This is a genomic window from Kitasatospora sp. NPDC088783 (assembly GCF_044750705.1).
Classification (GTDB): Bacteria; Actinomycetota; Actinomycetes; order Streptomycetales; family Streptomycetaceae; genus Kitasatospora; species Kitasatospora fiedleri.
In genome coordinates, this window is sequence record NZ_JBIVKJ010000005.1 from 41073 (window position 1) to 50906 (window position 9834).

At 75.7% G+C, this 9834-nt stretch carries 9 protein-coding genes and 1 riboswitch; of the genes, 4 read left to right on the plus strand and 5 right to left on the minus strand.

From position 1 onward, the window contains the following. Nucleotides 1-337: 337 nt before the first annotated feature. Nucleotides 338-925: a histidine phosphatase family protein gene (locus ACIP60_RS16035; protein ID WP_400684308.1), complete on the minus strand. Its 588-nt coding sequence runs from the start codon at nucleotides 923-925 to the stop codon at nucleotides 338-340. Between the two features lie 436 nt (nucleotides 926-1361). Here ACIP60_RS16035 and ACIP60_RS16040 point away from each other — a divergent pair, with 436 nt between their 5' ends. After that, a complete protein-coding gene (locus tag ACIP60_RS16040) occupies nucleotides 1362-1574 on the plus strand; it encodes a CbtB-domain containing protein (protein ID WP_100839145.1) in 213 nt (70 codons plus the stop codon). A gap of 34 nt (nucleotides 1575-1608) precedes the next feature. Then, nucleotides 1609-2367 (plus strand): CbtA family protein, encoded by a 759-nt coding sequence (locus tag ACIP60_RS16045; protein WP_400684310.1) that lies wholly within the window; start codon nucleotides 1609-1611, stop codon nucleotides 2365-2367. 85 nt (nucleotides 2368-2452) lie between these two features. Here the strand turns inward: ACIP60_RS16045 and metE are convergent, their stop codons facing one another. Both metE and cobF read right to left on the minus strand, forming a co-directional pair. Beyond that, on the minus strand, nucleotides 2453-4759 hold the full coding sequence (metE, locus tag ACIP60_RS16050; protein WP_400684313.1) for a 5-methyltetrahydropteroyltriglutamate--homocysteine S-methyltransferase: 2307 nt from the start codon (nucleotides 4757-4759) through the stop codon (nucleotides 2453-2455). Between the two features lie 150 nt (nucleotides 4760-4909). After that, nucleotides 4910-5136: riboswitch (cobalamin riboswitch) on the minus strand. A 108-nt stretch (nucleotides 5137-5244) separates the two neighbouring features. After that, nucleotides 5245-6006, minus strand: coding sequence for a precorrin-6A synthase (deacetylating) (gene cobF, locus ACIP60_RS16055; RefSeq protein ID WP_400684315.1), 762 nt, complete (start codon nucleotides 6004-6006; stop codon nucleotides 5245-5247). Nucleotides 6007-6256: 250 nt separating this feature from the next. Between cobF and ACIP60_RS16060 the strand changes: the two genes are divergently transcribed. Next, nucleotides 6257-7786 (plus strand): FAD-binding oxidoreductase, encoded by a 1530-nt coding sequence (locus ACIP60_RS16060; RefSeq protein WP_400684317.1) that lies wholly within the window; start codon nucleotides 6257-6259, stop codon nucleotides 7784-7786. Nucleotides 7787-7972: 186 nt separating this feature from the next. Here ACIP60_RS16060 and ACIP60_RS16065 read toward each other — a convergent pair whose 3' ends face one another. Next, the gene (locus tag ACIP60_RS16065) at nucleotides 7973-9163 is read right to left on the minus strand and encodes an MFS transporter (RefSeq protein WP_400684320.1); all 1191 of its coding nucleotides are present in this window, start codon (nucleotides 9161-9163) and stop codon (nucleotides 7973-7975) included. A 141-nt stretch (nucleotides 9164-9304) separates the two neighbouring features. On the opposite strand from ACIP60_RS16065, the gene ACIP60_RS16070 reads away from it, so the two are divergent. Further along, nucleotides 9305-9559 carry a lipopolysaccharide assembly protein LapA domain-containing protein gene (locus ACIP60_RS16070; protein WP_400684322.1) on the plus strand — a complete coding sequence of 85 codons (255 nt, stop codon included), beginning with the start codon at nucleotides 9305-9307 and terminating at the stop codon, nucleotides 9557-9559. Nucleotides 9560-9616: 57 nt separating this feature from the next. On the opposite strand, the gene ACIP60_RS16075 is transcribed toward ACIP60_RS16070, so the two are convergent. Next, nucleotides 9617-9736: a LuxR C-terminal-related transcriptional regulator gene (locus tag ACIP60_RS16075; RefSeq protein WP_400685354.1), complete on the minus strand. Its 120-nt coding sequence runs from the start codon at nucleotides 9734-9736 to the stop codon at nucleotides 9617-9619. Between the last annotated feature and the right edge of the window lie 98 nt (nucleotides 9737-9834).

The following is a 9834-nucleotide window of genomic DNA, read 5'->3' on the forward strand; positions in this document are numbered from 1 at the left end:
ACGTCCCCCCGCCCGGAACGGCGGATACGGCCGCGTCCGGCTGAGGACGGCTGAGGACGGCGACAATACGGCACCGGAGCGGGAATTGACGCGCGGTCAGGTCACGGTTCGGGGGCGTTAGGCGGCGCACCGGCCCGATCCGGCCGATCCGGTGCACCCGCGGGGTCGACCGCCGGGCGCACCGCCTGACCGGCCGCGCCGGGTGGCGCGGGGGGTGGCGGCGCGCCGGATGGGCGGTCGGGCCGTGCGGGTCGGCGGGAAGGGTGGCCGGCCGAATGCCCGGCGCGGTGGACGAAGGTCGTCACTCCCCCTGGTGGACAAGGGAGTTGATGGCCCGTCAGGTGGCTGCGGTCAGGGGGGCGCCGCAGCGCAGGTTCCAGCGGGCGGCGCGTCCGCTGAGGTGGGTGGCGGTGAGGGGGGCGACGTCCAGGCGCCAGAACGCGGCGGGCGGCAGGGCCAGGGCGTGCACCACGGCGGCCCGGACGGCGGCCGGTTCGGCGACGGCCAGCAGGTGGCCGGTGTCGGCGGGCAGGGCGTCCAGCCAGCGGCCGACCCGGGCCAGCAGGGCGGTGACGGACTCGCCGCCGGGCGGGGCGAAGCCCGGGTCGGACAGCCAGGCGGCGAGCGACCGCGGTTCGGCGGCGGCGAGTTCGGCGAGCGGACGGCCGCGCCAGGCGCCCGCGTCCAGGTCCGCCAGCGCGGGCTCGACAGCGTCCGGAACCAGGCCCAGCGCCCCGGCGGTCTGCCGACAGCGCGGAGAGGGCGCGGACAGGACGCGGTCGGCCCGGGGCGCGGCGAGGGCGCGGGCCGGGGCCAGTTCGGCCTCCGTCAGCGGGTGGTCGTCCCCGAACCGCGCCCCGCGCAGCTCCGCGCCGAGCGCCGGGGCGATCAGGGCCACCCGGACCGTTCGGACTCCCGTGGTCATGCCGCCCACCGGCCGGACGCGCACCGGCCGGGCACCCACCGGCCGTACGCGCGCCGGTCGGACGTGCACCGGTCGGACGTGCACCGACCGTGCGCACACCGTCCGGGCGTCGGGGGGCGGCCCGCCGTCGACCCGGCGGGTGCCGGTGCGACCAACATCACCCGGAGCTCCACAGCGCCTCCCTCCCGGGGACCATTCGTGCACGCATTGGTAGCATGGCGTGCCGCGCCCCTGGCGGGGCCCGCCCGGGAACGGTACCTTCTCGGCGAACAAGTCCACATCAACGACGGTGCGTGGAAGTCCGGTGAGAGCCCGGCACGGTCGCGCCACTGTGAACCCGGAGCCGCCCAGGCGGCCGACGGGAAGTCAGACCCGCCTCCGTCGACCCTGCTCCACACGACCGGGACGCGAGTTCCCGCAAGGAGGTCACACGGCCATGGCTCACCCCATAGCGCCCGCCGCCACGCCGGCCATCACCCCCCTCTCCGTCAAGGCGATCGCGCCCTGGGCGGTCTTCTTCGGCATCCTGCTGCTCACCCTGCTCTACTTCGTCGGCGCCGAACAGGGCGCCACCTCGCTGCTCTCCGGCGAGAGCGTGCACGAGTGGGTGCACGACGGCCGGCACCTGCTCGGCTTCCCCTGCCACTGATCCGCTCCGGCAGAAGAAGCGAGCACCCGCGCACATGAATTCCCACATCGTCAGAAACCTGCTGGTCCGCGGCATGCTCGCCGGGCTCGGCGCGGGCGTCCTCGCCCTGATCGTGGCCTACCTGCTCGGCGAACCCCGGGTGGACGCCGCGATCGCCTTCGAGGACTCCCACAGCCACGAGCACGGCGAGGAACTGGTCAGCCGCACCCTCCAGTCCACCGCGGGCCTGGCCACCGGCATCCTGGTCTACGGCATCGCGCTCGGCGGCATCGCCGCCCTCGCGTACTGCTTCGCCCTCGGCCGCACCGGCCGCTTCGGCCCCCGGGCCGCCGCCCTGCTGCTCTCCGGCGCGGCGCTGGCCTCCGTCTACCTCGTCCCGTTCCTCAAGTACCCGGCCAATCCGCCGTCGGTGGGCGACCCGGACACCATCGGCAAGCGCACCACCCTGTACTTCCTGATGATGCTGCTGAGCGTGCTGCTCGCCGTCGCCGCCGTGGTGGCCGGCAAGCAGCTCGCCCCGCGGCTGGGCAACTGGAACGCCACGGTCGTGGCCGGGCTCGGCTACGCCGTGTTGATCGGTCTCGGGTACGTCCTGCTGCCCGCGATCAACGAAGTCCCCGAGGACTTCTCCGCCACCCTGCTCTGGCAGTTCCGGGTCGCGGCCCTGGCCATCCAGCTCACCCTCTGGCTGTCCTTCGGCCTGCTCTTCGGCCACCTGGCCGAGCGGCTCCTGTTGCCCAAGCCGGCCCGCACCGCCGAGCCGACCGCCACGGCGGCCCCCGCCGCCCGCTAGCGGCGCGCCCGACGGGCCGGCACGCACCGCATGCGGTGCGTGCCGGCCCGTCGGCGTTCCGGGCCCGTCCGTCGCGGGCGGGACGTCAGCCGGTCAGTTCTGCCCGCAGGGTGCGGGCGGCGGCGACCAGGCTGTCGATCGAGGCCCGGGTCTCGGTCCAGCCGCGGGTCTTCAGGCCGCAGTCCGGGTTGACCCAGAGGCGCTCGGCGGGGATCGCGGCCAGCCCGGCCCGCAGCAGTTCCAGCGCCTCCTCGGGGGAGGGGACGCGCGGGGAGTGGATGTCCCACACGCCCGGGCCGACCTCGGCGAGGTAGCCCGCCTCGGCGAGTTCGCGCGCCACCTGCATGTGCGAGCGGGCGGCCTCCAGCGAGATCACGTCCGCGTCCAACTCCTCGATGGCGCGCAGGATGTCGCCGAACTCGGCGTAGCACATGTGGGTGTGGACCTGGGTGTCGGCGCGGACCCCGGAGGTGGTGAGCCGGAACGCGTCGGTGGCCCAGTCCAGGTACGCGGGCCAGCCGGAGCGCCGCAGCGGCAGCGTCTCGCGCAGCGCGGGCTCGTCGACCTGGATCACGGCGGCGCCCGCCGCCTCCAGGTCCGCCACCTCGTCGCGCAGGGCGAGGGCGACCTGCCGGGCGGTGTCGGCCAGCGGCTGGTCGTCGCGGACGAACGACCAGGCCAGCATGGTGACCGGGCCGGTCAGCATGCCCTTGACCGGGCGGTCGGTGAGGCCCTGCGCGAAGCGGTACCAGTCGACTGTCATCGGGTGCGGGCGGGAGATGTCGCCCGCCAGCACCGGCGGACGCACGTACCGGGTGCCGTAGGACTGCACCCAGCCGTGCCGGGTGGCCAGGTAGCCGGTGAGCTGCTCGGCGAAGTACTGCACCATGTCGTTGCGTTCGGGCTCGCCGTGCACCAGCACGTCCAGGCCCGCCCGCTCCTGGTAGGCGACCACCTCGCGGACCTCGGCCTCCATCCGCTTGCGGTAGTCCGCCGCGTCGATCCGTCCGGCGTTCAACTCGGCGCGGTCGGAGCGCAGTTCGGCGGTCTGCGGGAAGGAGCCGATGGTGGTGGCGGGCAGCAGCGGCAGGCCGAGCCGGGCCTTCTGCGCCGCGGCGCGGACGGCGTACGGGGCGTCGCGGCGGATGTCGGCCTCGGTGACGGCGGCGGCCCTGGCCCGGACCGCCGGGTCGCGGGTGATCGGGGAGGCCGCGCGGGAGGCCAGGTCGGCCCGGTTGGCGGCGAGTTGGGCGGTGACGGCGGCGGTGCCCTCGCGCAGGGCGCGGGCCAGCAGGGCGGTCTCGGCGGCCTTCTGCCGGGCGAAGGCCAGCCAGCGGCCGATCTGCGGGTCGAGGTCGCGCTCGGCGGCGGTGTCCAGCGGGACGTGCAGCAGTGAGCAGGAGGGGGCGACGTCCACCGTGTCGGCCAGGCCGAGCAGGGTCGCCAGGGTGGCGAGGGACTTCTCCAGGTCGTTGATCCACACGTTGCGGCCGTCGACCACCCCCGCGACCAGCCGCTTGCCGGGCAGGCCGCCGACGGCCGCCAGGTCGGTCAGGTTGCCCGCCGCCGGGCCGGTGAAGTCCAGCGCCAGGCCGTCGACGGGGGCCTTGGCCAGGGTGATCAGCGCCTCGCCGAGCCGGTCGAAGTAGGAGGCGACCAGCAGCCTGGGGCGGTCGGTGAGCGCGCCCAGCTCCCGGTAGGCGCGGGCGGCGGCGTTCAGCTCGGCCGGGGTGCGGTCCTGCACCAGCGCGGGCTCGTCGAGCTGCACCCACCCGGCGCCGGCCGCCCGCAGGTCGGCCAGCAGTTCCGCGTACACCGGCAGCAGCCGGTCCAGCAGGGTGAGCGGCTCGAAGTCGGCGGCCACGCCGGGCGCGGGCTTGGCGAGCAGCAGGTAGGTGACCGGGCCGAGCAGCACCGGGCGGGCCCGGTAGCCCTGGCCGAGCGCCTCGCGCAGTTCGCCGACCTGCTTGGCGGAGTGCGCGGCGAAGACGGTGTCCGGGCCCAACTCCGGCACCAGGTAGTGGTAGTTGGTGTCGAACCACTTGGTCATCTCCAGCGGCGCCACCTGCTGGGTGCCGCGCGCCATCGCGAAGTAGCCGTCCAGCGGGTCGGCCTGGTACGCGGCCCGGTGCCGGGGCGGGACCGCGCCGACGGCGACCGTGGTGTCCAGCACGTGGTCGTACAGCGAGAAGTCGCCGGTGGGGACTTCGGTGATGCCGGCGCCGGCCAGCTGCCGCCAGTTGGCGCAGCGCAGTTCGGCGGCGGTGGAGTGCAGCGCGTCGGCGGTGACGGTGCCCCGCCAGTAGCCCTCGACGGCCTTCTTCAGTTCCCGGTTCCCGCCCTGGCGGGGGTATCCGTGGACGGTTGCCGCGGCTACGGACTTCGCAGTCAAGGGGACTCTCCTCGCGAGCCTTGATCCTGGGTCCGGTGCACAGGAGGCGCGGAAGGGTGCCGAGACCGGGCGGTGCCGCGCTCGACCGCGCCTGCCCGCCTGGTGTCCGTACCGACCCGCCCTCGAGGTCACCGGTCACCGGGTGCGAACGGTCGCACCCGGGCAACGGGCAGGTCTTCGGACTCGCGGGCCCGCCCGGGGAGGCTCGACGCTCCCGGGCACCTACTGGCCGTCGCTTCCCAGGCCCGTCCGGACCCAGTGCGTATGACGGCGGTCGTTCCCACTCACCGCTGCGGGGCAGTCCCGGATTCCCACCGGGTTCCCTCTTGCGACGCCCTGCCTGGCGGACAGGGCGAACCAGTTGCGCGGCCAGTGTAGAACGGACCGGGCGTTCTCCGGTGCGAAGTGCGGCAGCTGTCCGGTCCGTGGGACGCGCGGGCGAACGGCGGACGGCGGACGGTGGTCAGCCGGTGCCCGGGCGGTGTTCAGCCGTCGGTGCGGCGCAGCAGGTAGCTGTCCATGATCCAGCCCTTGCGGGTCCGGGCCTCGGCCCGCAACTCGGCGATCCGGTCGGCCTGTTCGGCCAGCGGGCCGGAGACCAGGATCTCGTCCTCGGTGCCCAGGTACGCCCCGTAGTGGATGTGCACGCCCGCCGGGTCGATGGCGGTGAACGCGGCCTGCCCGTCCAGCATCACCACCGCGTCCTCGGCGCCCGGCCCGAAGCCCTCGGCGGCCAGCCGCCGCCCGGTGGTGATCCGCACCGGCCGCGCGGTGCGGGTCAGCGTGGTGCGGTGGCGGGCCGCCAGCACCGAGACGCTGCTGACGCCGGGCACCACCGTGTACCCGAACCCGGTCCGCCCGCGCGCCAGGACCCGGTCCAGCACGGCGGTCACGCTGTCGTACAGCGACGGGTCGCCCCACACCAGCAGCGCGCCCGTCCCGCCGTCCGGGAGCTCCTCGGCCACGGCCCGCTCCACCAGGTCGGCCCGCCGCTCCCGCCACTCCTCGACCGCCTCCGCGTACCCGGCCGCCGACCGGTCCCGCGCCGGGTCCACCAGCTCGACCACCCGGTGCCCGGCCCGGCCGTGCTCGGCGATCATCTCCCGCCGCAGCCGCATCAGGTCCTGCCGTTCCTCCGGCTTGTCGAGCAGCAGGAACACGTCGGTGCGGCCGATCGCCTTGACCGCCTCCAGGGTGAGGTGGTCGGGGTCGCCCGCGCCGATGCCGATGACGAGAAGAGTACGCATACCGGCGATTGTGCCTGCTGCCCGGCGCGTCCACCGGCTCGGGTCGGCGCTCCGGCCGGCAGCCCCCGGCGCGCGGAGCCCGGCGGGGCGTCGTGCGCGCGCGGACGCGCGCTGGGCCATCGGACGCACTCCGGCGGGCCGCGGCCGGGCGGCGGCGGGGCGGGGCGTGACGATCGGCGCAGAGCCTCCGTGCGCCCGGCGCGGGGGAGGAAGGTGCGTCGTGACAATGGACCGTCGTCGTTTTCTGACCGTGGGCGGAGCACTGGGGGCGGGGCTCGCGGCGGGCGTCTCCCCGGCCCGCGCGCAGGACCGGGGTTCGGGCCCGGGTTCGGGTCCGGCCTCCGGCGCGGACGCGGGCTCGGTGCGGGCGTTCCCGCCCCGCCAACGCGGGTGGCGGGCCGCGCCGCCGGACTGGCAGGCGCTGCGGCAACGGCTCGGCGACCGGCTGGTGCTGCCCGCCGACCCCGGGTACGGGACGGCGCGGCTCGGCTTCAACGAACTGAACGACGGCCAACTCCCCGGCGCGGTCGCCAAGTGCGCCTCCGCCGACGACGTCCGGGCCTGCCTGGACGTGGCGCGCGGCCACGGCCTCCCGATCGCCGCCCGCAGCGGTGGCCACGGCTACCTCGGCTACAGCATCCCGGACCGGGGCCTGGTGATCGACCTGCGCGCGCTGAACACCGTCCGGGTCGACCCCGACGGCAGGGCCGAGGTCGGCGCGGGCGCCCGGCTGATCGAGGTCTACGCGGGCCTGGCCGCCGCCGGCCGGCTGCTGCCCGGCGGGTCCTGCCCCACCGTGGGCATCGGCGGCCTCACCCTGGGCGGCGGCATCGGGGTGCTGGCCCGCAAGTACGGCCTGACCTGCGACCGGCTCACCGCCGCCGAGGTCGTCACCGCCGACTCCTGCGTGCTGACCGCCGACGCCGAGCACGAACCCGACCTGCACTGGGCGCTGCGCGGCGGCGGGGGCGGGAACTTCGGCGTGGTCACCCGGTTCACCTTCGACACCCCGCCCGCGCCCGGCCTGACCGTCTTCGTCCTGCCCTTCCCGGCCGGCTCCGTCCCGCAGGTGCTCGGCGCCTGGCAGCAGTGGGTCGCCGACGCGCCGCCCGAACTCTGGGCCAGCTGCCAGATCTCCGGCGGCAACCCGCCCACTTGCAAGGTCGTCGGCTGCTGGGTCGGCGACCCGGACGGCGCGAACCGGCAGATCGACCGCCTGGTGCGCGCGGCGGGCACCCAGCCGACCGGCCGCACCGTCGCCGCCAAGGACTACCTGGGCGCGATGAAGTTCATGGCGGGCTGCGCCAACGACACCGTCGCCCAGTGCCACCCCACCTGGGAGGGCGGGCGGTTGACCCGCACCGGCTTCGTCGCGGTCTCCCGGATGCTCGGCCCCGGGCCGGTGGACCCGGCCCGGCTCACCGAGCTGATGACCGGCCGCACCGGCGTCGACCTGCTGCTCGACTCGCTCGGCGGCGCGGTCGCCGAACCCGCCCCCGACGCGACGGCCTTCCCGCACCGCGGCTCGCTCGCCAGCGCCCAGGTCTACGCGGGCGCCACCCCCGCCACCGAGGACCGGGTCCGCGCCACCGTCGACGAGATCCGCGACGGCCTCGCCCGGCTCGGTGCCCCCGGCGCGTACGTCAACTACATCGACGCCACCCTGCCCGACTGGGGCCGCGCCTACTACGGCCCGAACCTGCCGCGGCTCCAGCGGACCGCCCGCCGCTACGACCCCGACGGGGTCTTCGCCTTCCCGCAGTCGGTCACGGCGGCCTGACGGGCAGCGCGCCCGCCGGTGCCGGTGCCGGTGCCGCCGTCGCAAGCAGCGCCGCCCCCCGGTCCGGCCGCCCCGATCCGGCCGGGCCGGTCCGTTCCGGCCGGGGTCGCCGTACGGGTGCGAACGGGTCGGGAGTGTCGCATCCGGGAGCCAAGTGGGTTGGTGCCAGCGGGACGTGACGTCCGATCAGGAGGCGGGGGAGGATCGGGCGCGGCGCAGCAGGAAGGCGCCGGAGGCGGCGGCGAGGGCGGCCATGCAGGCGGTGAAGACCAGTCCGGCGTCGGCCAGGCCGAGCGGGCCGGACAGCAGGCCGACGCCGATCACCGGGATGGAGATGCCCAGGTAGGCGACCACGAACAGGGCCGAGAGCACGCCGCCCCGGTGCCGGGCGGGGGCGGCGTCCGCGACCTCGCCGACCGCGCCGCGCAGCGCCATGCCCTGCCCGGCGCCGCCGACCAGGGCGGCCAGCACCAGCGGGACGAGGGTGGCGGTGGCGAGCGAGAGGGCGAGCAGGCCGAGGCCGCCGATCAGCACCAGGCAGCCCAGCGGGATCGCCCGCCGGGCACCGAGCCGGGGCACCAGCAACTGGCCGACGGTGGAGGCGAAGAACGCGGCGGCGACGATCAGGCCGACCGCGGCGTGGTTGCGCACCCCCAGGTCCTCGGCGAGGAAGGCCGGGCTGACCGAGGTGAACACGCCCAGCAGCGAGAACCCGGCGAACGCCGCGATCGCGGCGGGCACGAACACCCCGCGCACCTCGGCCGGCAGCGCGGGCCGCCGGGGCCGGGCGGTGCGCAGCGGGCGGGCCCCGTCGACGGTTTCCGGCAGCGCCCAGGCGACCGCCCAGGAGAGCACCAGCAGGGCCAGGTGGACGGCGAACGGCAGGACCAGCGGCCCCGGCGCGTACTGGGCGAGCAGCCCGGCCAGCAACGGCCCGCAGCCCAGGCCGCCCATGTTGGCGGCGGTCGCCACGAAACCGACCCTGGCCCGGCGTTCGGGCGGGGCCAGCTCCAGGACGTACGCGGTGGCGGTGCCGGTGAACAGGCCCGCCGCGAAGCCCGACAGCAGGCGGCCCGCGAACAGCCAGGCCAGGCCCTGTTCGGCCAGGAAGGCCACCGCGCTGGCACCCGCGCAGGCCAGCCCGCACAGCAGCACCGGGCGGCGGCCCACCGCGTCCGAGACGTTCCCGAACAGCAGCAGCACGCCGATCACCCCGAGCGCGTAGACGGCGAACACCACCGTCACCATCAGCTCGGAGAACCCGATCCGCTCCTGGTACAGCCCGTACAGCGGAGTGGGCAGCGTGGTGCCGGCCATGCAGACGGCGAACGCGCCCGCCGCCCCCAGGTACCCGTTGCGTCGACGATCTGTCACCACCCCACCGTAGGCAGCGCACCGGACCGGCCGGAACCGGCGCGCCGGGGGCGGACGGGCGCGGACGGGGGCGGGTGCGCGCCGGAGCCTCGGGCACCTGCCGCCGACGGGCCGAATCGCGACATCGCTCACATAATGGGCCACATGGCTGACAACAGGAACAGCGCGGGCCGGCCGTCCCCGATGACGGTCGGCGGCCGCGACGTGCGCATCAGGACGATCGCCTTCCTGGTGCTCGGCGTGCTGGCGATCTGGTTCATCGCGGTGAACACCGCCTCGGTGCGCATCCGGCTGTGGATCCCCACCGTCACCCTCCCGCTGTGGCTGGTCCTCCTGGTCACCCTGCTGGTCGGCGCCGCACTCGGCGGACTGCTGGCCCGCCGCCGCGCGAGGCGCTAGCCGACCGAACGACCGCCGAACGACCGCCGAACGACCACCGAACGACCGGCCGACCGGTCACCCGGTCCGGCGCAGGAGGTCGGACAGCGCGAGCCGGGACGGGACGTCGAGTTTGCGGTAGACGCGGGACAGGTGGGTCTCCACCGTGCGGGGGCTGAGGAAGAGCCGCTCGGCGATCTCGCGGGTGCGCGGTGCGGCAGTCCGTCGACAGTTCGGCGCGGGCGCGGGTCACCTGCTCCGTCACGAGCAGCGCCGGGTGCGTCCGGGTGACCGCC

Bases quoted from the DNA above. Each gene is read 5' to 3' on its own strand.
- ACIP60_RS16035 (WP_400684308.1), bottom strand. From the start codon at position 925: ATGACCACGGGAGTCCGAACGGTCCGGGTGGCCCTGATCGCCCCGGCG.
- ACIP60_RS16040 (WP_100839145.1), top strand. From the start codon at position 1,362: ATGGCTCACCCCATAGCGCCCGCCGCCACGCCGGCCATCACCCCCCTC.
- ACIP60_RS16045 (WP_400684310.1), top strand. From the start codon at position 1,609: ATGAATTCCCACATCGTCAGAAACCTGCTGGTCCGCGGCATGCTCGCC.
- cobF (WP_400684315.1), bottom strand. From the start codon at position 6,006: ATGCGTACTCTTCTCGTCATCGGCATCGGCGCGGGCGACCCCGACCAC.
- ACIP60_RS16070 (WP_400684322.1), top strand. From the start codon at position 9,305: ATGGCTGACAACAGGAACAGCGCGGGCCGGCCGTCCCCGATGACGGTC.